The 24,780-nt window shown below is 72.5% G+C and carries 24 protein-coding genes and 1 riboswitch; of the genes, 12 read left to right on the top strand and 12 right to left on the bottom strand.

Annotation, left to right across the window (positions count from 1 at the left end; all coding sequences use genetic code 11):
• The first annotated feature begins 96 nt into the window (after positions 1–96).
• Entirely contained in the window at positions 97–2,493 is a 2,397-nt protein-coding gene (locus K7G59_RS07050) for a DUF3488 and transglutaminase-like domain-containing protein (RefSeq protein ID WP_225831201.1), read from the top strand.
• Positions 2,494–2,977: 484 nt separating this feature from the next.
• Here the strand turns inward: K7G59_RS07050 and K7G59_RS07045 are convergent, their stop codons facing one another.
• From K7G59_RS07045 to K7G59_RS07035, 3 genes are all read right to left on the bottom strand, one after another.
• On the bottom strand, positions 2,978–3,361 hold the full coding sequence (locus tag K7G59_RS07045) for a DUF3040 domain-containing protein (RefSeq protein WP_225831199.1): 384 nt from the start codon (positions 3,359–3,361) through the stop codon (positions 2,978–2,980).
• Between the two features lie 251 nt (positions 3,362–3,612).
• Complete coding sequence (locus K7G59_RS07040) at positions 3,613–4,437, bottom strand: methyltransferase (RefSeq protein ID WP_225831197.1); 825 nt, start codon at positions 4,435–4,437, stop codon at positions 3,613–3,615.
• 99 nt (positions 4,438–4,536) lie between these two features.
• A complete protein-coding gene (locus K7G59_RS07035) occupies positions 4,537–5,109 on the bottom strand; it encodes an SAV_6107 family HEPN domain-containing protein (RefSeq protein ID WP_225831195.1) in 573 nt (190 codons plus the stop codon).
• Between the two features lie 427 nt (positions 5,110–5,536).
• On the opposite strand from K7G59_RS07035, the gene K7G59_RS07030 reads away from it, so the two are divergent.
• Positions 5,537–6,166 (top strand): TetR/AcrR family transcriptional regulator, encoded by a 630-nt coding sequence (locus K7G59_RS07030; RefSeq protein WP_225831193.1) that lies wholly within the window; start codon positions 5,537–5,539, stop codon positions 6,164–6,166.
• 340 nt (positions 6,167–6,506) lie between these two features.
• Positions 6,507–8,018: an NAD(P)/FAD-dependent oxidoreductase gene (locus K7G59_RS07025; protein WP_225831191.1), complete on the top strand. Its 1,512-nt coding sequence runs from the start codon at positions 6,507–6,509 to the stop codon at positions 8,016–8,018.
• A 13-nt stretch (positions 8,019–8,031) separates the two neighbouring features.
• Here the strand turns inward: K7G59_RS07025 and K7G59_RS07020 are convergent, their stop codons facing one another.
• From K7G59_RS07020 to K7G59_RS07000, 5 genes are all read right to left on the bottom strand, one after another.
• Positions 8,032–8,970, bottom strand: a complete 939-nt coding sequence (locus K7G59_RS07020) for a hypothetical protein (RefSeq protein WP_225831189.1) — start codon at positions 8,968–8,970, stop codon at positions 8,032–8,034.
• A gap of 56 nt (positions 8,971–9,026) precedes the next feature.
• Entirely contained in the window at positions 9,027–9,950 is a 924-nt protein-coding gene (gene metF / locus K7G59_RS07015; RefSeq protein WP_225831187.1) for a methylenetetrahydrofolate reductase [NAD(P)H], read from the bottom strand.
• Between the two features lie 119 nt (positions 9,951–10,069).
• On the bottom strand, positions 10,070–10,720 hold the full coding sequence (gene thiE / locus K7G59_RS07010) for a thiamine phosphate synthase (protein WP_225831186.1): 651 nt from the start codon (positions 10,718–10,720) through the stop codon (positions 10,070–10,072).
• 90 nt (positions 10,721–10,810) lie between these two features.
• Positions 10,811–11,176 (bottom strand): Rv2175c family DNA-binding protein, encoded by a 366-nt coding sequence (locus K7G59_RS07005; RefSeq protein WP_225831185.1) that lies wholly within the window; start codon positions 11,174–11,176, stop codon positions 10,811–10,813.
• A gap of 98 nt (positions 11,177–11,274) precedes the next feature.
• On the bottom strand, positions 11,275–12,531 hold the full coding sequence (locus K7G59_RS07000; protein WP_225831184.1) for an NAD(P)/FAD-dependent oxidoreductase: 1,257 nt from the start codon (positions 12,529–12,531) through the stop codon (positions 11,275–11,277).
• 67 nt (positions 12,532–12,598) lie between these two features.
• Positions 12,599–12,709: riboswitch (TPP riboswitch) on the top strand.
• Here K7G59_RS07000 and thiO point away from each other — a divergent pair.
• From thiO to K7G59_RS06970, 6 genes are all read left to right on the top strand, one after another.
• On the top strand, positions 12,707–13,867 hold the full coding sequence (gene thiO, locus K7G59_RS06995) for a glycine oxidase ThiO (protein ID WP_225831183.1): 1,161 nt from the start codon (positions 12,707–12,709) through the stop codon (positions 13,865–13,867). (Overlaps the previous riboswitch by 3 nt.)
• Positions 13,864–14,076, top strand: coding sequence for a sulfur carrier protein ThiS (thiS, locus tag K7G59_RS06990; protein ID WP_225831182.1), 213 nt, complete (start codon positions 13,864–13,866; stop codon positions 14,074–14,076). The genes thiO and thiS overlap by 4 nt, the downstream gene beginning before the upstream one ends.
• A gap of 3 nt (positions 14,077–14,079) precedes the next feature.
• A complete protein-coding gene (locus tag K7G59_RS06985) occupies positions 14,080–14,874 on the top strand; it encodes a thiazole synthase (protein WP_225831181.1) in 795 nt (264 codons plus the stop codon).
• Positions 14,875–15,007: 133 nt separating this feature from the next.
• Positions 15,008–16,924: a Stk1 family PASTA domain-containing Ser/Thr kinase gene (gene pknB / locus K7G59_RS06980; protein WP_225831180.1), complete on the top strand. Its 1,917-nt coding sequence runs from the start codon at positions 15,008–15,010 to the stop codon at positions 16,922–16,924.
• A gap of 34 nt (positions 16,925–16,958) precedes the next feature.
• Entirely contained in the window at positions 16,959–17,873 is a 915-nt protein-coding gene (locus K7G59_RS06975) for a deoxyribonuclease IV (RefSeq protein WP_225831179.1), read from the top strand.
• A 76-nt stretch (positions 17,874–17,949) separates the two neighbouring features.
• A complete protein-coding gene (locus K7G59_RS06970; protein WP_374114195.1) occupies positions 17,950–18,516 on the top strand; it encodes a DUF4396 domain-containing protein in 567 nt (188 codons plus the stop codon).
• An 18-nt stretch (positions 18,517–18,534) separates the two neighbouring features.
• Here K7G59_RS06970 and K7G59_RS06965 read toward each other — a convergent pair whose 3' ends face one another.
• Positions 18,535–19,167: a sulfite oxidase-like oxidoreductase gene (locus K7G59_RS06965; RefSeq protein WP_225831178.1), complete on the bottom strand. Its 633-nt coding sequence runs from the start codon at positions 19,165–19,167 to the stop codon at positions 18,535–18,537.
• 174 nt (positions 19,168–19,341) lie between these two features.
• Here K7G59_RS06965 and bfr point away from each other — a divergent pair, with 174 nt between their 5' ends.
• The gene (bfr, locus tag K7G59_RS06960; protein ID WP_225831177.1) at positions 19,342–19,821 is read left to right on the top strand and encodes a bacterioferritin; all 480 of its coding nucleotides are present in this window, start codon (positions 19,342–19,344) and stop codon (positions 19,819–19,821) included.
• On the opposite strand, the gene K7G59_RS06955 is transcribed toward bfr, so the two are convergent.
• Both K7G59_RS06955 and K7G59_RS06950 read right to left on the bottom strand, forming a co-directional pair.
• A complete protein-coding gene (locus K7G59_RS06955; protein ID WP_225831176.1) occupies positions 19,818–20,042 on the bottom strand; it encodes a bacterioferritin-associated ferredoxin in 225 nt (74 codons plus the stop codon). The two genes, bfr and K7G59_RS06955, sit on opposite strands and share 4 nt — an antisense overlap.
• A 119-nt stretch (positions 20,043–20,161) precedes the next feature.
• Positions 20,162–21,514: a class II 3-deoxy-7-phosphoheptulonate synthase gene (locus K7G59_RS06950; RefSeq protein ID WP_225831175.1), complete on the bottom strand. Its 1,353-nt coding sequence runs from the start codon at positions 21,512–21,514 to the stop codon at positions 20,162–20,164.
• A gap of 105 nt (positions 21,515–21,619) precedes the next feature.
• On the opposite strand from K7G59_RS06950, the gene K7G59_RS35265 reads away from it, so the two are divergent.
• Both K7G59_RS35265 and K7G59_RS06940 read left to right on the top strand, forming a co-directional pair.
• On the top strand, positions 21,620–21,676 hold the full coding sequence (locus K7G59_RS35265) for a trp operon leader peptide (RefSeq protein ID WP_225831521.1): 57 nt from the start codon (positions 21,620–21,622) through the stop codon (positions 21,674–21,676).
• 92 nt (positions 21,677–21,768) lie between these two features.
• A complete protein-coding gene (locus K7G59_RS06940) occupies positions 21,769–23,709 on the top strand; it encodes an anthranilate synthase family protein (RefSeq protein WP_225831174.1) in 1,941 nt (646 codons plus the stop codon).
• A gap of 16 nt (positions 23,710–23,725) precedes the next feature.
• On the opposite strand, the gene K7G59_RS06935 is transcribed toward K7G59_RS06940, so the two are convergent.
• Positions 23,726–24,754 (bottom strand): 6-phosphofructokinase, encoded by a 1,029-nt coding sequence (locus K7G59_RS06935; RefSeq protein ID WP_225831173.1) that lies wholly within the window; start codon positions 24,752–24,754, stop codon positions 23,726–23,728.
• Positions 24,755–24,780 lie beyond the last annotated feature (26 nt).

Below are 24,780 nucleotides of genomic sequence, written 5' to 3'. Positions count from 1 at the left end.
ACCGGGGAGCCCGGACACACCGGGAAGCACGGAGACACTGGGGAGCCGGGACACACTGGGGAGCCGGGGGGCACTGGGGAGCCGGGGGGCACTGGGATGAGCGGGCGGGCACGACTGACGCTGTGCGCCGCCGCGGCCACGCTGATGGCCTCGTGCGCGATGCTGCCCCTGGTCGACCGACCGTCCTGGCTGCTCCAGGCGATCCTGCTGGTCGCCGTGCAGACCGGGGTCGGCGCGGCGGCCCGTGCGGTGCCGCTGCCCCGGCCGCTGACGGTGGCCACGCAGGCCCTGACCGCCCTGGTGCTGCTCACCCTGTCCTTCGCCCGGGAGCAGGCGGTCGTCGGTCTGATCCCCGGGCCGGACGCCTTCCGGCACCTGGCCGACCTGTTGCAGCAGGGCTCGGACGACGTCAGCAAGTACGCGATACCGGCCCCCCTGTCCGACGGCATCAAGCTGATGCTGATCGGCGGCATCCTGGTCATCCACCTGCTGGTGGACACGCTCGCGGTCACCTACCGCGGAGCGGCCCCGGCCGGGCTGCCGCTGCTCGCGCTGTACTCGGTGGCCGCCGGGCTGTCCGACGGCGCCGCCGACTGGCTGTGGTTCCTGATCGCGGCGGCCGGCTATCTGATGCTGCTGCTCGCCGAGGGCCGGGACCGGCTCGCGCAGTGGGGCCGGATCTTCGGCGGTGAGCCCCGCGCCCCGGGCCGGCCGGTGGGCGGCGCGGTGGGCGGCGCGGTGGCCCCGGCGCGCGCGGGACGCCGGATCGGCGCGGTCGCCCTCGGTGTGGCCCTGGTGGTGCCGCTCGCCCTGCCCTCGATGAGCGGCGGGCTGCTGGACGGCACCCGTACCGGCGTGGGAGCGGGCAACGGCCACGGAGGCACGATCTCCGCGGTCAACCCGCTGGTGTCGCTGCGCGACAGCCTGAACGTGGACAACGACCGCCAGGTGTTGTCCGTGAAGAGCAGTACGAACGACACCTCGGACCTGTATCTGCGGATCGTCTCCCTGGACTCTTTCGACGGCACCACCTGGAAGCCGTCCCAGCGGCACATCGTCGGCGTGCCGGAGGTCCTCCCCATGCCCACCGGTCTGAGCCCGGACGTCAAGCGCACCACGGTGACGTCGACGATCTCGGCGGCGGACTGGTACGCGCAGGACTGGCTGCCGATGCCGTACCCGCCGAGCCGGGTGCGGATCGGCGGCGACTGGCGCTACGAGCCGGTCGGTATGACGCTCGTCGGCGACCACGGCCAGAGCACGCGCGGCACGACCTACCAGGTGACGAGCCTGGACGTGCAGCCGACCGCCGAGCAGCTGGCCGCTGCGCCGGAGCCGCCCGAGGCCCTGAAGCGTGAGTACACCAAGGTGCCGTCCTCGCTGCCGAAGGTGGTGGCCCGTACCGCCAGGCAGGTCACCGCGGGCTCCACGAGCCACTACGACGAAGCGGTCAAGCTGCAGGACTGGTTCTCGGTCGACGGCGGCTTCCGGTACGACACCCGGGTGGCGGTCGGCCACGGCTCCAAGGCCATCGCGAACTTCCTGGAGAAGAAGGAGGGCTTCTGCGTCCACTTCTCCTTCGCTATGGCGGCCATGGCCCGCACGCTCGGCATCCCGGCCCGGGTGGCGGTGGGCTTCGCACCCGGCACGCCGCAGGCGGACGGCTCGATCTCGGTGAACCTGAAGGACGCGCACGCCTGGCCCGAGCTGTACTTCCAGGGGGTGGGCTGGACCCGTTTCGAGCCGACCCCGACCCGGGGCACCGTGCCGTCGTACACCCAGTCGGTGACGCCCGGCACCTCGCTGCCGGAGCAGACGCTGCCGTCCCACGGGCCGGCCACGGCGCCCTCGGCGCAGGCCTCGCCGGACGACGGCTGCACGGCCCGGCTGCGCAAGCTGCAGGCCTGTGAAAGCCCGTCCGCGGCGGCGGCCCCGCACCACGGTGGCGGCGGCTCGGGCCCCTGGTGGTACCTGCTGGACGCTCTGGCCGTACTGGCGCTGCTGGGGCTGCCGCTGGCGCCGATGCTGTGGCGGGCGCGGGTGCGGTCGCTGCGGCTGGGCGCGCACGCCCGGACCGAGGAGGGCGCGGCGGACCACGCCCTGGCCGCCTGGCAGGAGCTGACGGACAGCGCCTGGGACCACGGCATCCCGCCGGACGAGTCGCAGACACCGCGCAAGGCAGCCGCCCGGATCGTCCGGCTCGGGCACCTCGACCCGGCGGCGGGCGCGGCCGTGCACCGGGTGGCGGACGCGGTCGAGCAGGTGCTGTACGCGCCTCGGCCGCGCCCGGCGACGGGCCTGGCGCAGGACGTGCGCCATGTGATCGCGGGGCTGCGCGGCACGGTGAGCACCGGGACCCGGCTGCGGGCGCTGTTCGCGCCGCGCTCGGCGGTGCGGCTGCTGTGGGCGGTCTCGGCCCGCTGGTGGGCGCTCAGGGCCCGCCTCTTCGCGGCCGGACCTACACTGCGCAGGCCGTCGGGGCAGCAGAGCTGAGGCAGCGCCGGGGGTGCGCCCGTGGGCACGCCCTCCTCGGCCGAACCGTTCGCCTGCGAGCTGTCCGACGGACGCCGTCGGCCCGCCTTGGCTCATGATCACGGCGGCCTGCTGTTCGGCAAGCACCACTGCCCGCCGAGGGCCCGGGCCGGGCTCGCGCAGCAGCGTCGGGCCTTCAGGCGCGCGCCCCGCGCACCTGCGCGGACCGGAGACCTGCGGACCGCAGGCCTGCGTGAACCGGAAGCCTGCGCGAACGGGAAGCCTGCGGCTGGACGGAAGCGACACGGACGTGGGTCGGCGCACCGTACCTGGTCGCGCCGTCCGGAGCCGCCTCGGGCGGCCTGCCGTACCCACCCGCGGCGCCCTGCCGCAGGCGCGCGGTGACGCCACGGCCCGGGAAGCGGTGAAGGGTGACCACCGGCTGGTGGTCACCCTTCACCGAGTTCTGTGGGATGTGCGGCCCGCTCGGCGTGGCGCGGAGCGGTCAGCGGCCCTGCTCGTCCCGGCGGCGCTGCCAGCGCTGCTCGATGCGGTCCATCATGGACCGCTTCGGCCTGGATCCGCGGCGAGCGACGCCTGGCTGCTGCTCGCCCGGCTTGGGCGCCTTGCGCCAGCCGGTGACCGCCAGTACGGCGCAGCCGAGCATGACGAGGAAGCCCACCACGCCCACCAGGATCTGCTGGGCGATCACCCCGACCATCAGGAGCGCGATACCCACGAGGAAGCCTGCGACCGCCTGGTAGACCCGCCGCCGGGTGTACGTACGCAGCCCGGTTCCCTCGAGCGCCGACGCGAACTTGGGGTCTTCGGCGTACAGCGCTCGCTCCATCTGCTCAAGCATTCGCTGCTCGTGCTCGGAGAGCGGCACGGAGTCCTCCTCATCGTGCAGTCGCCGGGGCGACCCGGGGGGTCCCTTCAGGATAGGCAGGGAATCGCCCCCGTGAAACCCGCCCCTCTACGCCAATTGGCCAACCGGGCTCCGCCATGACCGTCCCGGTCGCTGAGGCTTCCATTCCCCGGCGGCCGACCCGTCATGCCGGGCGGTGTAGCTCGATCATACGGCGCAAACCCCTCGATCGGGGGTCTTGTGGCGTACTCCATCCGCCGCCCAGCCCCTGATCAGCGGCTGGTCCCCGGCCTTTCGCCGAGCACATGGAGCTGGGTGGCCACCGAATGGAACGCGGGCAGCTCGGCCGCCGCGGCCTCCAGCCTCAGCAGGGCGTCGAGGGCACTGGGCTCGGTGTCGACGAGGACGCCGGGCACGAGGTCGGCGAAGACGCGTACGCCGTGCACGGCGCCGACCTCCAGCCCGGTGCCCTCGACCAGCGCGGTGAGCTGCTCGGCGGTGAAACGGCGCGGCATCGGGTCGCCGCTGCCCCAGCGCCCGTCGGGATCCTCCAGGGCCTGCCTGGCCTCCGTGAAGTGGCCCGCGAGGGCGCGGGCGAGCACAGCGCCGCCGAGACCGGCGGCGAGCAGGCTGAGGACACCCTCCGGGCGCAGCGCGGCCACCGCGTTGCGGATGCCCTCGGCCGGGTCGTCCACGTACTCCAGGACGCCGTGGCACAGCACGGCGTCGTAACCGCCGCGCTCGACCACGTCGAACAGGCCGTGGGCGTCGCCCTGCACGCCCTTGACCCGGTCGGCGACGCCGGCCTCGGCGGCGCGGCGCTCCAGCGCGAACAGGGCGTTGGGGCTGGGGTCGACCACGGTGACGCGGTGGCCGAGCCGGGCGAGAGGAACGGCGAAGTTGCCGCTGCCGCCCCCGGTGTCGAGCACGTCCAGCGACTCCCGCCCCGTGGCCTTGACCCGGCGGTCGAGGGCTTCCTGGAGGACCTCCCACACCACGGCGGTGCGGAGCGAGGCCCGGGGGCGGGGGGAGTCGGAGCGCAGCGACGCCGTGTGGGTGTGCTGGTGGGAGACGGGCGGGCGCATCGGGTCCGACACGGCAGTTGACCTCTCGGCGGGCAGAAGCTTTCGGGCGGCGACCTCCACCCTATTGCCTCCGGCGCCGGCCCGGTCACCTCGGCGCCGGGTTCCCGGTGGTCAGCCCGCGTCCGGGAGGCCGCCGCGGGCTCTCGGGCCGGGCGGCACGCCGGCCCCGCCGGTGTCCTGACGGGGTTGTGGCAGGACCGGCTGGAGGAGCAGCATCCGCTCCACGATGCGCAGGAACATCGCCACGTCCCGGACGAGGTCGTCGGCGTCCCGCTGCCGGGCCGCGCCCTGGATACCCGCCTCGGCACGGGCGCGGCGGGCGGCGCCGGATGCGAACAGCGCGCTCCACTCGGTCAGCTCGGGGGCGATCTCGGGGAGCACCTCCCAGGCGCTGCGGATGCGGGCCCGGCGGCGCGGGGAGGTCTCGGGGCGCGCGCGGGCGGCGAGCACGGCGGCGGCGGTGCGCAGGGCGGCGAGGTGGGCCGTCGCATAGCGCTCGTTCGGCGTGTGCAGAGTGGCGGCCTCGTCCAGTCCGGCGTGGGCCTTCGCGAGCAGGTCGAGGGCGGCGGGCGGGGCCGTGGCACGACGGAGCACGGGGTGGACATCGCCCGCCGGGCCGGTCAGTGAGGGGGCAGGGCCGGTGGCGCGGCGCCGCGGGTGGGCGGCTGCGGACGAGTTGGCCATGACGAACCTCCTGTCGTCTGGGTGACGGCACGGGTGCCGTATGCGCTCATCGTGCGGTATGGCACTGACAATCCGTTCTGATCTGGGGTTTTGCTTCGATCGAAGGTTCCGGGGTAGCTTTTGCACTGACCAGTCAGTTCAAGTTCGTCGAGGGGACGGCGGCCGTGGCCGAGGCCCGGCTGCCGAGGCGGACGGCGGCGGTGCGACACCTGGCCGCCGTGGCCGACATGACCGACATGGCCGGCGTGGCCGGTGTGGCCGGTGTGGCCGGTGTCGCCGACCCTGGCCGCCTTCACGGCGGGCGCCCTGGCGCTGACGGCGTCGGCCGCCCGGCGCCAGGTGCGGGCGCTGGACCGGCTGCAGCCGGAGCTGAGCCTGTGATCCCCCGCAAGTCCCGCACACCCGCGTACCTGTGACAATCGGGACCATGGAAAGCAGCAGCGTCACGTCCGGCGGCAGCACGCGCCGTGAGGCCACCCGGCAGAGGCTCTACGAGGCGGCGGTCACGCTCATCGCGGAACAGGGCTTCTCCGCCACCACGGTGGACGAGATCGCCGAGCGGGCCGGGGTCGCGAAGGGCACGGTCTACTACAACTTCGCGAGCAAGTCGGTCCTCTTCGAGGAGCTGCTGCGGCACGGCGTGAGTCTGCTCACCGCCTCCCTGCGGGCGGCGGCGGAGGAGTCAGCACGCGCGGGCGGCACCAAGGTCGACGCCCTGGACGCGATGGTCCGCGCGGGCCTGGTCTTCATCGACCGCTACCCGGCCTTCACTCAGCTGTACGTGGCCGAGCTGTGGCGCACCAACCGCGCCTGGCAGTCCACGCTGACGGTGGTGCGGCGGCAGGCCGTCGCCGTGGTCGAGGGCGTGCTGCGCGAGGGCGTGTCGGCGGGCGAGTTCAGCGACGAGATCGACGTGCAGCTGACGGCGGCGGCGCTCGTCGGCATGGTCCTGGTGGCGGCTCTGGACTGGAAGTCCTTCCAGCCGGAGCGTTCCCTGGACGACGTGCACGCGGCGCTGTCCCGGCTGCTCCAGGGCCGGGTCAGCGGGAAGGGCTGAAAGCCCCGGACAGGCCTGAGAGGCCGGACAAGGCCGGGAGGCGGACACGGAAAAGGCGCCGGTCGCCATCGGACCGGCGCCTTTCCGCTCCCTCGTACTCCCCCGTACTCCCCCGCGCAGGAGGCGGGCGCCGTTCCGCCGCCCCGTGCCGGCGGTGCCGGGCCGCGCCTCTTGCCGTGTCTCCACTCTGCCGTTCCCGCGGGTCGCGCCCCATCCGTGCGCGTACTCATCTCGCCCCCTAGGTACGGCTACTCAGACGTGCCCGGGTGCCCAGGACCGCGGCCGGTGCCCTGACGGGCCGCGTGCCGGACGGTCGGTGGCGATCGCTAGAGTCGCAGGCATGGCACGGATTGCGGTGATCGGCGCCGGGATGGGCGCGATGGCGGCGGCTGCCCGGCTGGCCGTCGCGGGCCACCGGGTGACGGTGTACGAGCGCACGGAGACGTACGGCGGCGCGGTGCGCCGTTTCGAGCGGGACGGGTTCGCCTTCGACACCGGCCCGGGGCTGCTGTCGCTGCCCGCGGTCTACCGCGACCTGTTCCTCAAGACCGGCAAGGAGCCGCTGGAGGACTGCGTCGAGCTGGTCCAGGTGGACCCCTCCTCCCGGCACGTCTTCGCCGACGGTTCCCAGGTGTCCCTGCCGAACGCCTCGCGCGCGGGTGTCGTCGCGGCGCTGGACGAGGCGCTGGGTGCCGGGGCCGGGCAGCGCTGGGGCGACTTCCTGGTGCGCGCCCGGGAGGCCTGGGACCGCACGCGCCGGCCGCTGCTGGAGGAGCCCCTGTGGCCGAACTGGCAGGTGCTGGCGGAGCGCGAGCCGTATCCGGCCGTGCCGCACAAGCGTCTGCTGCGCACCCGGCGGGCGAGCACGACGGCCGAGATCGGCGCCTGGGAGCTGCGCGACGAGCGGCTGGCGGCCCTGCTGGACAGCCAGGTCCTCGCGTACGGCCTCGATCCAAGGACCGCTCCGGCGAGCGCCGCCGTGCTGCCGTACATGGAGCATGCCTTCGGCACCTGGTACGTCCGTGGCGGCATCCGGGAGCTGGCCCGCGCGGTGTACGAGCGGTGCCTGGAACGGAAGGTCGAGTTCGTCTTCGGTGCCGAGGTCACGGGGGTCGTGGAGAAGGACGGCCGGGCGGCGGGCGTGGAGCTCGCCGACAGCACGGTGGCCGAGGCGGACCACGTCGTGGCGGACGTGGATCCGGCGCGGCTGCGGGCGCTGACCGAGCGTCCACTGGACGAGGACGGTGACGTCCGGGCCGCCCCGCGGTCGCCCCTGGCCACCCGGTTCACCGTCCTGCTGGCCCTGCGCGGCGGGCGCGAGGACGGGGCCGTGCACCGCACGGTCGTCCACGCCCCGGACGCCGAGACCGAGCTGGACCTCCTGGCCTCGCCCGGCGGGGACCGGCCCGTGTGTCCCACGGTGACCGTCCTGCGCCCGGACGACCCGGCGCTCAGACCGGACGACGCGCACGAGTCCGTGGTGCTGTCCGCCGTGGTGTCCGCGGAGGCCGGCTGGGAGCAGCAGGACACGGTGCGGCGCTGCACGGACTTCCTCCTCGAAGCCGCCGGGTCCGCGGTACCCGGGCTGCGAGAGCGCCTGCTGTGGCACGAGGTGCGCACCCCGGAGCACACGGAGAGCGAAACCGGCGTACGCCTCGGGTCCGTGCCCGCTCCCTCCCTCGCCGCCGGCCAGGGCCGTTTCCTGCACCCGTCGAACAGCACCCGCCTGCCCGGTCTGTACCGGGTCGGCGGCTGGTCCCACCCCGGTGGTGGCCTTCCCCATGCCGGGATGTCGGGTGCGCTGGTGGCCGGGCTGATCGTGGAGGGGCCCCGGTTCCGCGGCTCGCAGTGAGCGCGGCAGGGCGTCAGTAGCGGTACTGCTCGTCGTACCCGGCGCCGGGCTGCGGCTGCTGCCCGTGGCCCTGGTAGGGGTACGGCTGCTCCTGCGGGAGCGCGCCGCCGTAGGTGTCGTCGCTGCGCTGTTGCGGTACCCAGACGCCGCCGGCCGGGGTCTCGCCGTAGCCGCCGGTGGCGTACGGGTCCTGGGCGTAGTCCTGCTGGCCGTACTGCTGCTGCCCGTAGCCGTTGTACGAGGCGCCGTCGTAGCTCTGGGTCCCGGCGTAGGGGTCGGTGTAGCCGGCGTAGCTCTGCTGGCCGCCGCCGGTGTCGTAGCCGTACCCCTGCGGGTATGCCGCGTAGCCGTAGGCGTAGTTCGGGTCGGCGGCCTGGGGCTGGGGGGCGCCCGCGTAGGCGGTGTCGCCGTAGACGCCGTAGGAACCGGTGTCCTCGGGGAGGGGCTGGGGCTCGTAGACGGCGGTGGTCTCGGCGGCGGTGGGCTCGAGGGGCCGCGCCGGGGTGAAGACGTCGTCGCGGTCGTAGTCGTCGTACTCGTCGGGGCGATAGCCGCGGTCGTCGTGCTCCGCGCCGGGGGCGGGACCGTCCGCGTCCTCCCCGGCCCCGGCCTCCTCGTCGAAGACGTCGAGGGCCGGGTCGTGCCGGTCCGCCCTGCCGCGGCGGCGCTTGCTGCCGCGGCCCTCCTCCTCGGCGTCGGGCCGCTTGACCGCCCAGCCCTCGGCGAAGCCGCGGCGGAAGGACAGCGTGACGTAGGTCTGGCCGACCGCGAACGCGATCGCACCCGCGCCGATGACGACGACGGACGGCATCAGCACGCCCAGCACGACACCGAGGAAGCCGGCGAAGGCGAGCAGCCGCCAGCGCAGTCGCGCCTTGTACTGCAGCAGCACCTCGCCGAGCAACCACAGTGCGACGACGCCGAACGCTATGTAGAGGACCGCCCAGCCCATGTACGCCCCTCTCCCAGTGGCCGCTCCGCAGTGTGTCGCATCGCCGTGCGGCCGGTCTAGGCCTGCGGGGGGTGGTGCAGGCCCAGGTTCTCGTAGATTTCCAGCGGTGCCGTGGAGTTGTTGAGCGTGATGAAGTGCAGACCGGGCACTCCCTCGGCCAGCAGCCGTGCGCAGAACTCCGTGGCGAACTCGATACCGATGGAGCGTACCGCCGCCGGATCGTCCTTGGCTGTGAGGATCCGCTCTTTCAGGGCGTCCGGGAAATGGGCGTTGCTGAGCTTGGGCAGCCGCTCCAGCATCCTCACACTGGTGACCGGCAGCACCTCGGGGATGACCGGGGTGTCGCAGCCGGCGGCCACGACCCGGTCACGCAGCCGGAGGTAGGACTCCGGCTGGAAGAACATCTGCGTGATGGCGTAGTCGGCGCCCGCGCGGCACTTGTCCACGAAGTGGGCGACGTCGGTGTCCCACTCGGTGGAGCGCGGGTGCATCTCCGGGAACGCGGCGACACCCACGCAGAAGTCCCCCGCCTCCTTGATGAGCCGGACGAGTTCCGCCGCGTACGTCAGGCCCTTGGGATGCGGGACCCACTGGCCCATCGGGTCGCCGGGCGGGTCGCCGCGCACGGCGAGCATGTTGCGGATACCGGCGTCCGCGTACTGGCCGATGATGTTGCGCAGCTCGGCGATGGAGTGGTCGACGGCGGTGAGGTGGGCGACCGGCGTGAGCGTCGTTTCCACGACGATCTGCTGGGTCTCCTTGACGGTGGTCGTACGGGTGGTACCGCCGGCGCCGTAGGTGACGGAGACGAAGTCGGGGGCCACGGCCTCGACCCTCCGCAGCGCGCTCCACAGGCTCTTCTCGCCCTTGGCAGTCTTCGGCGCGGAGAACTCGAACGAGTATGTCGTCTTGCCGGTGGCGAGGATGTCACGCACGGTACGCGCGCGATCAGTCCTGGTGGATGCGGTTCCGAGGGCCATACCCGCAGGTTAGCCAGGGGTGGACGGTCCCCCAACCAAACCCCGGGGATTTGCCGGATTTGCCCACTTCCTGTCCACCCCTTGGACAGGAAGTGTCCAGCCGGACGCGCGGCGGAGCCCTATCCGGCGTCCCGCAGGCGCTTGGCGAACTCCGCCGCGGCGGCCTCCGGGTCCTCGGCCTCGGTGAGCGCGCGGACCACGACCACCCGGCGGGCACCGGCGTCCAGCACCTGGTCCAGGTTGCCGAGGTCGATGCCGCCGATGGCGAACCAGGGGCGGTCGGTGCCCAGGGCAGCGGTGTACCGGACCAGGTCGAGGCCGGGGGCGTGGCGGCCGGGCTTGGTCGGGGTGGGCCAGCACGGGCCGGTGCAGAAGTAGTCCACGCCCTCCTGGACGGCGGCCGCGGCGGCCTCGGACTCGGCATGGGTGGAGCGGCCGATCAGAACCTCTTCGCCGAGGATCGCGCGGGCCGCGGGGACGGGCAGGTCGCCCTGGCCGAGGTGGAGCACGGCGGCGCCGGCCGCGTGGGCGACGTCCGCCCGGTCGTTGACCGCGAGCAGTTTGCCGTGCCGGGCGCAGGCGTCCGCGAACACCTTCAGGTGCTCCAGCTCCTCACCGGCCTCCATGCCCTTGTCGCGCAGCTGCACGATGTCGACACCGCCGGCCAGCACCGCGTCCAGGAAGTCGGCGAGGTCGCCCTGCCGTCTGCGGGCGTCGGTGCACAGGTAGAGGCGGGCGTCGGCGAGCCTGCCGCGGGCGGTGTCGGACATGCGTGGGGGTCCCCCGTCGTCGGTGTCATGGGCGGGCGAGCGGGTGGCGTACCGGCCGGAGCCCGTACGCCACCCCTGGTGCGGGTCGGTTCAGACGGCGAGCGCCTGGGCGCGGCGCTTCACCTCCGTGCCGCGATTCTCGCTCAGGGCCTGTGCGGGGGTGCCGGGCAGGGTCGGGTCGGGGGTGAAGAGCCACTCGATCATCTCTTCGACCGTGAAGCCGTCGTCCCTCAGCAGCGTCAGGGTCCCGGACAGGCCCTTGACGACCTTGTCCCCGTCGATGAAGGCGGCGGGGACGTGCAGCGCCTTGTTCTCACCACGGCGTACGGCGATGAGCTGGCCCTCCTTGACCAGCTGCCGCACGCGCGTCACCTCGACATCGAGCATTTCGGCGATGTCGGGGAGGGTGAGCCAGGCGGGGACGAGAGCATCGATCTTTGCGTCAATCTCGGTCACGGAAACCAGCCTGCCATCCCTCACTGACACTCGGAAACCGAGGCACTCCGCCAGGGTGCCGACGACGCCCCTTCGGGGGTGCTGTCCCTGGGTGCCGATCAGTCCGCCGTGGCGTTCTTCAGGGGGCGGGCCGGGTCGGCCAGGGCGTTCGGGTCCATCCGGCGGCCCGCCTCGATCAGACGGCGGCCCTGGGCGAGGTCGCGTGGACGGCCCACGGCGAGCACCGCGATCAGGCGGTCCTCGCGCAGCCAGCACACCGCCCAGGCCGGGCCCGCCGGATCGCCGCGCCACACCGTGCGGTCGGCCCCGGCGTGATGCCCGGCGTACTGGACGAAACGCCCGAACTGCTCGGACCAGAAGTACGGCACGGGGTCGTAGACGGCGGACGCCTCGCCGAGGATGTTCGCGGCGACCGTGCGCGGACCCTGCAGAGCGTTGTCCCAGTGATGGACGAGCATCCGCTCGCCGTAGCGGGCCGAAGGGAAGGAGGCGCAGTCGCCGACGGCGTAGATGTCCGCCACGGAGGTACGCAGGTGGTCGTCGGCCAGGACCTCGCCCTGCGCCCCCAGTTCGATCCCGGAGCCGGCCAGCCAGCCGGTGGCAGGCCGGGCCCCGATGCCGACCACGACGGCGTCGGCGGGCAGCCGGGTGCCGTCGGCGAGCACGACCGCGCCGGGCTCGAGGTGGTCCACGCGCGCGTGGGTGCGCAGATCCGCGCCCGCGTCGGCGTACCAGGCGGTCATGGGCGCGGCGACCTCGGCGGGCAGGGCACCCGCGAGCGGCCGGTCGGCGGCCTCCACGACGGTCACCACGCAGCCGGCCTCCCGGGCCGCGGTGGTGAACTCGGCGCCGATCCAGCCCGCCCCGACGACCACGACGTCGTGCTGCCGGACCAGTACGGGCCGCAGCCGCTCGGCGTCGTCCAGAGTGCGCAGCAGATGCACGCCCGGGACACCCTCGCTGCCCGGCAGCGCGATCGGTTCGGCGCCGGTGGCGAGGACCAGCACGTCGTAGGGGACGGGTCCGGCCTCGGTGTCCAGTTCGTGCTCGGCGGGGCGCACGCCCAGTGCCTCGCAGCCCAGCCGCAGTTCGACGCCGAGCGACTCGAAGTCCACCTCGAAGGCGGAGCCCTCGGCCTTGCCGAGCAGCACGGCCTTGGACAACGGCGGCCGGTCGTACGGCTGGTGGGGTTCGGCGCCGAGCACGGTCACGGTGCCCGTGAAGCCCTGCTCCCGCAGCGCGACCGCGGTCTGCACCCCGGCCATGCCCGCGCCGACGACGACCACGCGCCGTCCCTGCGACAAGCCCTGCGAGGTGCCCTGTGACGTGCCCTGTTGCGGTGTCTGCTCACTCACCCGATCACCATAGTGGCCGGAGGCTCCCTTACAAGGGCGCGGCCCCGCGGGCTAGGGTGGCCCTCGTACACGCACTCGCGGGAGCCCGGCGCACCGGGCTGAGAGGGAGGCAGGCGGCCTCCGACCGTACGAACCTGATCCGGGTCATGCCGGCGAAGGGAGGGGCTGGACGCCCATGTCGTCACGTACGTCCGACGTCCTCGTCATCGGGGGCGGCATCATCGGCCTGGTCACGGCCTGGCGCGCCGCGCAGCGCGGGCTCGCCACGGCCGTACTGGACCCCGAACCCGGCGGCGGGGCCGCGCGGGTCGCGGCCGGGATGCTGGCCGCGGTCAGCGAACTGCACTACGGCGAGGAGACCTTGCTCGCCCTGAACCTGGAGTCCGCCCGCCGCTACCCGGACTTCGCGGCCGAGCTGACCGAACTGACCGGCCATGACCTCGGCTACCGCCGCTGCGGCACCCTCGCGGTCGCGCTCGACGCCGACGACCGGGCCCACCTGCGCGAACTGCACGCCCTCCAGCAGCGCTGCGGCCTGGAGTCGCAGTGGCTGTCGGGCCGGGAGTGCCGGCGCCTGGAGCCGCTGCTGGCGCCCGGCGTGCGCGGCGGGCTGCGTGTCGACGGCGACCACCAGATCGACCCGCGCCGGCTCGCGGCGGCCCTGGTGGCGGCGTGCGAGCGGGCCGGTGTGGTGTTCCACCGCGCGTGGGCCGAGCGCCTGGACGTCGTACGGGACCGGGCCGTCGGTGTCACCACCGCGGACGGCACCGAACTGCGCGCGGACCAGGTGGTGCTCGCCGCCGGAAGCCTGAGCGGACGGCTCAGGGGCGTGCCGCCGGAACTGCTGCCGCCGGTACGGCCGGTGAAGGGGCAGGTGCTGCGGCTGACCGTGCCGCAGCGGTTCGCGCCGTTCCTGAGCCGGACCGTGCGGGCCATGGTGCGCGGCAGTCATGTGTACCTGGTGCCCCGGGAGAACGGCGAACTGGTCGTCGGCGCCACCAGCGAGGAGCTGGGCTGGGACACGACGGTCACCGCGGGAGGCGTGTACGAGCTGCTGCGCGACGCGCACGAGTTGGTCCCCGGCATCACCGAACTCCCGCTCACCGAGACCCGGGCGGGGCTGCGCCCCGGCTCCCCCGACAACGCGCCGCTGCTGGGCCCGTCCGGTCTGGCGGGGTTGCTGCTGACCACCGGGCACTACCGCAACGGTGTGCTGCTCACGCCGGTCACCGGGGACGTGATGGCCCAGGTGCTGGTCGGCGGGGAGCTGCCCGAGGAGGCCCGCCCGTTCACGCCGCAGCGCTTCGGCACCGTACTCATGGAGCAGCCCGCATGAACCCGTCCGTCACCGTCTGCGTCAACGGGGAGCGCCGGGAGATCGCCCCGGGCACCGCTCTCGACACCCTCGTACGGTCCCTCGTCACGGCGCCCTCCGGAGTGGCCGCCGCCGTCAACGAGACCGTCGTCCCGCGCGCGCAGTGGACGACCACCGCCCTCTTCGAGGGTGACCGGGTGGAAGTCCTCACCGCCGTACAAGGAGGCTGACCCATGGCCGACGATGTCTTCGTCCTCGGCGGTACGTCCTACTCGTCCCGGCTGATCATGGGCACCGGCGGGGCGCCGAGCCTGGAGGTGCTGGAGCGGGCGCTGGTCGCCTCCGGCACGGAGCTGACCACGGTCGCGATGCGGCGGGTCAATCCCGAGGTGCACGGCTCGGTGCTGTCGGTGCTGGAGAAGCTGGGCATCCAGGTGCTGCCGAACACGGCGGGCTGTTTCACCGCCGGGGAGGCCGTGCTGACCGCCCGGCTGGCCCGGGAGGCGCTGGGCACGGACCTGATCAAGCTGGAGGTCATCGCCGACGAGCGGACGCTGCTGCCGGACCCGGTGGAGCTGCTGGAGGCCGCGGAGACGCTGGTCGACGACGGGTTCACAGTGCTGCCGTACACCAACGACGACCCGGTCCTCGCGCGGAAGCTGGAGGACGTGGGCTGTGCCGCGGTCATGCCGCTGGGCTCGCCGATCGGCTCCGGGCTCGGCATCCGCAACCCGCACAACTTCCAGCTGATCGTGGAGCAGGCGCGCGTACCGGTGATCCTGGACGCGGGGGCCGGTACGGCGTCCGACGTGGCGCTGGCGATGGAGCTGGGGTGCGCCGGGGTGATGCTCGCCTCCGCGGTGACGCGGGCGCAGGAGCCGGAGCTGATGGCCGGCGCGATGAGGCACGCGGTGCACGCGGGGCGGTTGGCGCGGCTGGCGGGGCGGATTCCGCGGAGGTATCTCGCCCAGGCGTCCTCTCCCGCGGAGGGCCTGGCGGTGCTCGACCCGGAGCGGCCCGCGTTCTGAACGGCCGGGTGCGTCGAGGGTCCGTGCCGCGTGGCGACGAGTGGTGGGGGAAGCGTCACAGGTCGGCTTCAGTACTGCTGCCGGGGAGCCCGCAGCCGCGGCGCTGTCGGTCGGTCCTCGTAGACTCGCCTGTGTGGATACGACCCTTCAGGACCCTCTCGTCGGGCAGGTGCTCGACGGCCGTTATCGCGTCGACGCGCGGATCGCGGTCGGCGGGATGGCCACGGTCTACCGGGCCCTGGACACCCGCCTGGACCGCGTCCTGGCGCTGAAGGTGATGCACCCGACGCTCGCGGCCGACGCCGCCTTCGTCGAGCGGTTCATCCGGGAGGCGAAGTCGGTCGCGCGGCTCGCCCACCCCAACGTGGTGCAGGTCTTCGACCAGGGCACCGACGGGTCGTACGTGTACCTGGCGATGGAGTACGTCGCCGGGTGCACCCTGCGGGACGTGCTGCGCGAGCGCGGGGCGCTGCAGCCCCGGGCCGCGCTGGACATCCTCGAACCGGTGCTCGCCGCGCTCGGTGCCGCGCACCGTGCCGGGTTCGTGCACCGGGACATGAAGCCCGAGAACGTGCTGATAGGGGACGACGGGCGGGTCAAGGTCGCCGACTTCGGGCTGGTGCGGTCCGTGGACACGGTGACCAGTACGACCGGCGTCGTCCTCGGCACCGTCTCCTACCTCGCGCCCGAGCAGATCGAGCAGGGCACCACCGACCCGCGCGTGGACGTGTACGCGTGCGGTGTCGTCCTGTACGAGATACTGACCGGCGAGAAGCCGCATCCCGGCGACTCCCCCGCGCAGGTGCTCTACCGGCACATCAACGAGGACGTGCCCCCGCCCTCCGCGCTCGTGCCGGGGCTGCCGTACGGGCTGGACGAGCTGGTCGCCTCGGCGACCGCACGCAACCCGGACATCCGGCCGTCGGACGCGGTGGCGCTGCTGGCGCAGGTGCGTGAGGCCCGTGCGGGGCTCACGGACGAGCAGCTGGACGCGCTGCCGCCGCAGGCGCTGTCCGCCGAGCGCGACATGGCCGAGGACCGCACGAGCGTGATCCCGCGCTCGCTGACGGTGCCCCGCCCGCTGCCCGTCGACGAGGAGGAGGACTCCGCCCGGGCGGTCGTGCAGCACACCAGTCGGCTCCAGGCACCGCCCGTTCCCCCGCGCAGGTCCCGGCGGCTGCTGCTGACGGTGATCGCCGCCGTGCTGGTGCTGTGCGGCGTGGGTGCCGGGGTCTGGTACATCAACTCCGGCCAGTTCACGAAGGTGCCGCCGCTGCTGTCCAAGACCGAGGCGCAGGCCAGGGAGCGGCTGCAGAAGGCCGGGCTGGACGTCGGCGTCAGGCGCGCCTACGACGACACGGTCCAGCGCGGCCACGTGATCAGCACCGACCCGGCGCCGGGCGCCCGGATCCGGGACCACGACTCGGTGACGCTGACCGTCTCGCTCGGCCCGGAGACGGTGAACGTGCCCGACCTCGCGGGCCGGCCGCTGGACAAGGCGCGCGCCCTGCTGAAGGCGGACGGACTGGAGCCGGGCATGGTCACCCGGGAGTTCAGCGAGGACGTCGGCCGGGGTTCCGTGATCCGTACGACTCCGCAGGCGGGCACCAAGCGGCACGCCGGTGCGGCGATCGCGATCGTCGTGAGCAAGGGCAGCCCGATCGACGTGCCGGACGTCACCGGCGACGACGTGGACAGCGCCCGGCAGACACTGACCGAGGCGGGGCTGAAGGTGAAGATCGCCGCCCAGCAGGTCAACTCGGAGTACGACAAGGGCATGGTGGCCCGGCAGTCCCCGGGCGACGGCAGCCAGGCCGCCGAGGGCGACACGGTGACGCTGACGATCTCCAAGGGCCCGGAGATGGTCGAGGTGCCGGACGTGGTCGGGTCCGGTGTGGACGACGCGAAGAGGACACTGGAGGCCGCGGGCTTCAAGGTCGACGAGGACCGCGGGCTGCTGGGGCTGTTCGGGGACACCGTGAAGAAGCAGTCGGTGGACGGCGGCGAGCGGGCGCCCAAGGGGTCGACCATCACGATCACGATCCGCTGACCTGCCGACTTCGCCGTCATGACACCCTGAACGGGTGACTCAGAAGCAGGCGTCCCTCCCCTCGTCCGTCCCCTCGTCCGTCCCCTCGTCCCTTCCGCGCAATCCCGTCGGCGGCCATGTCCCGGTGGCCGGCGGGCTGCACTCCGTGGGGCTGGCCTACGCCCGCGACCTGAAGGCCGAGGCCGTGCAGGTCTTCGTCGCCAACCCGCGCGGCTGGGCGACCCCGGCCGGGAATCCGCGGCAGGACGAGGCGTTCCGGCAGGCGTGTGCCGAGGAGTCGATCCCGGTGTACGTGCACGCTCCGTATCTGATCAACTTCGGCTCGCACACCGAGGCGACGGTGGAGCGCTCGGTGCAGTCGCTGCGGCACTCGCTGCGGCGCGGGCGGGAGATCGGCGCGCTCGGCGTGGTCGTGCACACCGGCAGCGCGACCGGCGGCCGGACGCGGGAGGCGGCGCTGCGGCAGGTGCGCGAGCGTCTGCTGCCGCTGCTGGACGAGCTGACCCACGACGACGACCCGTTCCTGCTGCTGGAGTCGACCGCCGGCCAGGGCGCCTCCCTGTGTTCGCGCACCTGGGACTTCGGGCCGTACTTCGAGGCGCTGGACGCCCATCCCAGACTCGGCGTATGCCTGGACACCTGCCACATCTTCGCCGCCGGGCACGACCTGACGGGGCCGAGCGGTATGCACCAGACGCTGGATCTGCTGGTGGACACGGTCGGCGAGGGGCGGCTGAGGCTGATCCACGCCAACGACTCCAAGGACGTGGTCGGCGCGCACAAGGACCGGCACGAGAACATCGGCGACGGTCACATCGGCGAGGACCCCTTCCGCGCCCTCATGACCCATCCGGCGACGGCCGGCGTGCCGTTGGTCATCGAGACGCCGGGCGGCAAGGAGGGGCATGCGGCGGACGTGGAGCGGCTGAAGAAACTGCGCGACATCTAGGAGCCTGGCGGAATACCCCTGGGGGGTATACGGTTCAGTGAGTCGGAGGAAACGCCACTCGGCACAGGGGGATTCCATGGACCACTCGGGCCACAGCCACGCGACACACACCCACGCGGAACACGCGGCACACAGCCACGCGCAACACACGGCACACAGCCATGCCGGGCACCACGACCACACCGGCTCGACCGGCACGACCGGCACGACCGGCTGGGCCATGGCCGCCCGGGCCACCCTGCACTGCCTCACCGGGTGCGCCATCGGCGAGGTGCTCGGCATGGTCATCGCCACGGCGCTCGGCTGGGGCAACGTGGCGTCGACGGTGCTGGCGATCGCCCTGGCCTTCTTCTTCGGCTACTCGCTCACCCTGCGCGGCGTGCTGAAGGCCGGCGTCGACTTCCGTACGGCCCTGCGCGTGGCGCTGGCCGCGGACACCCTGTCCATCGCGGTGATGGAGCTGATCGACAACGGGGTGATCACGGTCTGGCCGTCCGCGATGGACGCCATGCTGGACGACGCGTTGTTCTGGATCTCCATGGCGGTCTCGCTCGTGCTCGCCTTCGTGGTGACCACCCCGGTCAACAAGTGGACGATCGAGCGCGGCAAGGGCCACGCGGTGGTGCACCGGTACCACCACTGACCGGCACGCCAGGAGGCGTCAGAGCTCGGGGCCGTCCCCGGGCTCTTCCTGGTAGGAGTACCGCTGTTCCCTCCAGGGGTCGCCGATGTTGTGGTAGCCGCGCTCCTCCCAGAAACCGCGGCGGTCGGCCGTCATGTACTCCACGCCCCGCACCCACTTGGGCCCCTTCCAGGCGTACAGGTGGGGCACGATCAGGCGCACCGGGAAGCCGTGCTCGGCGGTGAGGAGTTCGCCGTCCTTGTGGGTGGCGAAGATCGTACGGTCGGAGGCGAAGTCCGACAGGCGGAGGTTCGAGCTGAAGCCGTACTCCGCCCACACCATCACATGACTGACCCCGGGCGCCGGCGGGGCCAGCTCCAGGATCGTACGGGCCGGAATGCCGCCCCACTCCGCGCCGACCATGCTGAACTTCGTCACGCAGTGCAGGTCGGCGACGACGGTGGTGTAGGGCAGGGCGGTGAACTCCTCGTGGTTCCACGTGTGCTTGTCACCGTCGGCGGTGGCGCCGAAGACCCGGAACTCCCAGCGCTCGGGCCGGAACTTCGGCACGGGCCCGTAGTGCGTGACGGGCCAGCCACGCTGGTACCGCTGCCCCGGCGGAAGCTCGGGCCCTGCCGTTGCTCCAGACTCGCGCTCCACCGGATGACCCATGTCTCCATCCTGACAGACCCCGGGCAGTGCCCTTGACCACCCTCCCTTAATCGGACAATCTCCACCAAGTCAGCACGTACGCACTAAGTGCGCACTTACTGGACGATCTTCTCCTCTGGTGCAATCATGCCGCCGCACACTCCCCCCGTCCCCCGTGTGGAAGGAGCCGCCGCGATGCAGGGCGACCCCGAGGTCCTCGAGTTCCTCAACGAGCAGCTCACCGGCGAGCTGACCGCGATCAACCAGTACTTCCTGCACTCGAAGATGCAGGAGAACTTCGGGTGGCCGAAGCTCGCCAAGTACACGCGGCACGAGTCCTTCGACGAGATGAAGCACGCGGAGGTGCTCACCGACCGCATCCTGCTCCTGGAGGGGCTGCCCAACTACCAGCGGCTGTTCCACGTGCGGGTCGGGCAGACCGTGAGGGAGATGTTCGAGGCCGACCGGCAGGTCGAGGTGGAGGCGATCGACCGGCTCCGGCGAGGCATCAAGGTGATGCGCGAGAAGGGCGACATCACGTCCGCGAACATCTTCGAGGACATCCTCGCCGACGAGGAGCACCACATCGACTATCTCGACACCCAGCTCGACCTGCTGGAGAAGCTCGGCGAGGCGCTCTACATCGCGCAGCTGGTCGAGCAGCCGGAGAGCTAGGCGGCCTCGCCCAGTTCCGACAGCACCGGCCGGCCGCGGTCGGCCGGCTCACGGCGCGGGCAGGCGCCGCGGCCCAGGAGCGCCTGGATCCGGCGCACGCACGAACCGCAGTCCGTGCCGGCCTTGCAGGCGGAGGCTATCTGACGGGGGGTGCAGGCGCCGTCCTGCGCATGCTGCTGGACCTGGTCCTCGGTGATGCCGAAGCAGCTGCAGACGTACACGCGGTTCCCCTTGGTCGGTGAGGCTAACCTAACCTTACCCGTTGGTCAGAAGCCGCAAAAGTGGGCCGGGGCGCGGATCGGGTGTGATCCGCGCCCCAGATCGTCAGCTCCGGACCGGTTTACTGGTCCCGGTACATCTCCGCCACGAGGAACGCCAGGTCCAGCGACTGGCTGCGGTTCAGGCGCGGGTCGCAGGCCGTCTCGTAACGCTGGTGCAGGTCGTCGACGAAGATCTCGTCGCCGCCGCCCACGCACTCGGTGACGTCGTCGCCGGTCAGCTCCACGTGGATGCCGCCCGGGTGGGTGCCGAGAGCCTTGTGGACCTCGAAGAAGCCCTTGACCTCGTCCAGCACGTCGTCGAAGCGGCGCGTCTTGTGCCCGGAGGCCGCCTCGAAGGTGTTGCCGTGCATCGGGTCGGTCACCCAGGCCACCGTCGCGCCGGACGCCGTGACCTTCTCCACCAGCTCGGGGAGCCTGTCGCGGATCTTGTCGGCGCCCATGCGGACGATGAAGGTCAGCCGGCCCGGCTCCCGGTCGGGGTCGAGGCGGTCGATGTACTGCAGCGCCTCCTCGGCCGTGGTGGCCGGACCGAGCTTGATGCCGATCGGGTTGCGGATCTTCGAGGCGAACTCGATGTGCGCGTGGTCCAGTTGACGGGTGCGCTCACCGATCCACACCATGTGCGCCGAGACGTCGTACAGCCGGCCGGTGCGCGAGTCGACCCGGGTCAGGGCGGACTCGTAGTCCAGCAGCAGCGCCTCGTGGGAGGAGTAGAACTCGACGGTCTTGAACTCCTCCGGGTCGGTCCCGCAGGCCCGCATGAAGTGCAGCGCGTTGTCGATCTCGCGGGCGAGCTGCTCGTAGCGCTGGCCCGACGGCGAGGTCCTCACGAAGTCCTGGTTCCAGGCGTGCACCTGGCGCAGGTCGGCATAGCCACCGGTGGTGAAGGCGCGCACCAGGTTCAGCGTGGACGCCGAAGCGTGGTACATCTGCTTCAGCCGCTCGGGGTCCGGGATGCGGGACGCCTCGGTGAAGTCGAATCCGTTGACGGAGTCGCCCCGGTACACCGGGAGGGTCACGCCGTCGCGGGTCTCGGTCGGCTTGGAGCGGGGCTTGGAGTACTGCCCGGCGATGCGGCCCACCTTCACCACGGGCACCGAGGCCGCGTACGTCAGGACGGCACCCATCTGGAGCAGCGTCTTGAGCTTGTTGCGGATGTGGTCGGCGGACACCGCGTCGAAGGCCTCGGCGCAGTCGCCGCCCTGGAGGAGGAACGCCTCTCCCTTGGCGACGGCCGCCATACGGGCACGCAGCTGGTCACACTCGCCCGCGAAGACGAGCGGCGGATACGACTCGAGGTCCGCGATCACTGCTCGCAGAGCCTCAGCGTCGGGGTACTCGGGCTGCTGCGCCGCGGGCAGGTCTCGCCAGGTGTTGCCAGCGCTCGGGCTGGTCTTAGCGTTCACGGTCACGCTCTAAACAGTACGGGGTCGAGCCGGATGAGTTCGGTGTGGCTCGATGGGTGAGACGGAACGGTCGCCCCGTGGACGTTCCGGCGGTGCGGTAGGGTTCGTCGCATGTTCGCGCCTTCTTCCCGGAACTGGTGGTGGACCGCTTCTTCGGCGGCCCACTGAATCGCGCGCACACAGGACTCCGCGAAGGCCGCCCGAGGGGCGGCCTTCGGTGTTTCCCGGGGCCGTTCCTCCTCACCCGCAGAAGAGGAACCATGGACCTGGCACAGCTGCTGCACGACCCCCGCCCCTTCGCCCTGCTCCACCGCCGCACGCCCGGCCGGGACGAGAGCACGGTGGAGGTGCTGCTCGGCCCGGTGACCACCCACGACCGGCTGGCCGAGCTGCCCGACGAGGGCCTCGCACTCATCCCGTTCCGGCAGATCCGTGAGCGCGGCTTCGACGTCCGTGACGACGGCACCCCGCTGCTGGTACTGACGCCCGAGGAGTCCTACGAGATCCCGCTCGCCGAGGCCGTCGAGGCGCTGCCCGGACACGAGGTGCGGGTCGAGGGCGGCGGCTTCGACGTCGGCGACGAGGAGTACGGGGAGATCGTCGGCCGGGTGCTGCGCGAGGAGATCGGCCGGGGCGAGGGCGCGAACTTCGTGATCCGGCGGACGTACGAGGGGCGGATCCCCGGGTTCTCCCGGGCCGACGCCCTCGCACTGTTCCGGCGGCTGCTGGAGGGCGAGCGGGGCGCGTACTGGACGTTCGTGGTGCACACCGGAGACCGCGGCGGGCCCGAGGGGCCGCGGCAGGCGGGTGGCCGGACGCTGGTCGGTGCCAGCCCGGAGGTGCACGTGCGGATGACCGGCGGGACCGTCGTCATGAACCCGATCAGCGGAACCTACCGCTACCCCGCCGGGGGGCCGACCGCGGAGCACCTCCTGGACTTCCTCGCCGACGGCAAGGAGATCGAGGAACTGTCGATGGTCGTCGACGAGGAACTGAAGATGATGTGCACCGTCGGCGACATGGGCGGGGTCGTCGTCGGGCCCCGGCTGAAGGAGATGGCCCACCTCGCGCACACCGAGTACGAGCTGCGCGGGAAGTCCTCCCTGGATGCGCGGGAGGTGCTGAAGGAGACCCTGTTCGCTGCCACGGTCACCGGGTCGCCGGTGCAGAACGCCTGCCGGGTGATCGAGCGGTACGAGTCCGGGGGACGCGGATATTACGGCGGAGCGCTGGCGCTGCTCGGGCGGTACGCGGATGACGGGCGGGAAGGATCCGCGGGCGGGCAGACCCTGGACTCCCCCATCCTGATCCGCACCGCCGACATCACCGCCTACGGGCGGCTGCGGGTCCCGGTCGGGGCGACGCTGGTGCGCGGCTCGGACCCGGCGGGCGAGGTGGCGGAGACCCATGCGAAGGCGGCAGGCGTGCTGGCGGCCCTCGGGGTACGGCCCGCCCGGCCGCGCAGGGAACAGGCGCGGCCCCGGCTGGCCGACGACCCCCGGGTGCGGGCCGCGCTGGACGGGCGCCGCTCGGGGCTGGCGCCGTTCTGGCTGCGGATGCAGGAGCGCGCCGCGGATCTGGACGGCCACGCCCTCGTCGTCGACGGCGAGGACACCTTCACCGCGATGCTGGCGCACGTGCTGCGTTCGGGCGGCCTGGAGGTGACCGTCCGGCGCTACGACGAGCCGGGGCTGCGGGCGGCCGTGCTCGCGCACGAGGGCCCGGTCGTGCTCGGCCCCGGGCCGGGCGACCCGTCGGATCTCGCCGACCCGAAGATGCGGTTCCTGCGCGCGCTCGCCGCCGAGGTGATCCTCCTCGCTCGAGCAGGGGGGAGCCCCGTGCAGGGCGTGCTCGGGGTGTGCCTGGGGCACGAGCTGATCGCGGCGGAGCTGGGGCTGGAGATCGTACGCAAGGAGGTCCCCCGCCAGGGGGAGCAGACCACGATCGACCTGTTCGGGCGGGCGGAGACCGTCGGCTTCTACAACAGCTTCGTGGCGCACTGCGACGAGGAGGCGACCCAGGAGCTGGCGGAGCACGGGGTGGAGGTGAGCCGGGCCGCGAACGGCGAGGTGCACGCGATCCGGGGCCCGGGCTTCGCCGGCGTGCAGTTCCACCCCGAGTCGGTCCTGACCCTGAACGGGGCCGCGGTCGTACGGGAGCTCGTCGGTCAGCTGCGCCGTACGACCGTGCAGCCGTCGTAGCCGTCCGCGGCTGCCGTCAGCCGAAGAACACCCCGACCTCCTGGTACAGCTTGGCGTCCACCGTCTTCAGCCTGGCCGTGGCCTCGGCGAGGGGGACGCGGACGACGTCGGTGCCGCGCAGGGCGACCATCTTGCCGAAGTCGCCCTCGTGGACGCAGTCGATGGCATGCAGTCCGAAGCGGGTGGCGAGCCAGCGGTCGAAGGCGCTCGGGGTGCCGCCGCGCTGGACATGGCCGAGGACCGTGGTGCGCGCCTCCTTGCCGGTGCGCTTCTCGATCTCCTTGGCCAGCCACTCGCCGACCCCGGACAGCCGGACGTGCCCGAAGGAGTCCAGCGACTCGTCCTTGAGGACCATGTTCCCGTCCTTCGGCATGGCTCCCTCGGCGACGACCACGATCGGCGCGTACGACGCCTTGAACCGGGAGGTCACCCAGGCGCACACCTGCTCGACGTCGAAGCGGTGCTCGGGGATGAGGATCACGTTGGCGCCGCCGGCCAGGCCCGAGTGGACGGCGATCCAGCCGGCGTGCCGGCCCATCACCTCCACGACCAGGACCCGCATGTGGGACTCGGCGGTGGTGTGCAGGCGGTCGATGGCCTCGGTGGCGATGTTGACGGCGGTGTCGAAACCGAAGGTGTAGTCGGTGGCGGACAGGTCGTTGTCGATGGTCTTCGGCACGCCGACGCACGGCACGCCGTACTCGTCGGCCAGCCGGGCGGCCACCCCGAGGGTGTCCTCGCCGCCGATCGTGACGAGGGCCTCGACCTCCAGCTTGGCGAGGTTCTCCTTGATGCGGCGGATGCCGTTCTCCTGCTGGAGGGGGTTGGTCCGCGAGGAGCCGAGGATGGTGCCGCCGCGGGGCAGGATGCCGCGCACCGCGGGGATGTCGAGCCGGATGCTGTCGCCCTCGAGGGGGCCGCGCCAGCCGTCCCGGAAGCCGACGAAGTCGTGTCCGTACTCCTGTACGCCCTTGCGGACGATGCCCCGGATGACGGCGTTGAGCCCGGGGCAGTCGCCGCCTCCGGTCAGTACTCCGACCCGCATGGAAATGTCCCTTCACCCGCGCTTGC

The organism is Streptomyces sp. NK08204, from assembly GCF_020400585.1.
Lineage (GTDB): Bacteria > Actinomycetota > Actinomycetes > Streptomycetales > Streptomycetaceae > Streptomyces.
This window is presented reverse-complemented; position numbering and strand designations above follow the sequence as displayed.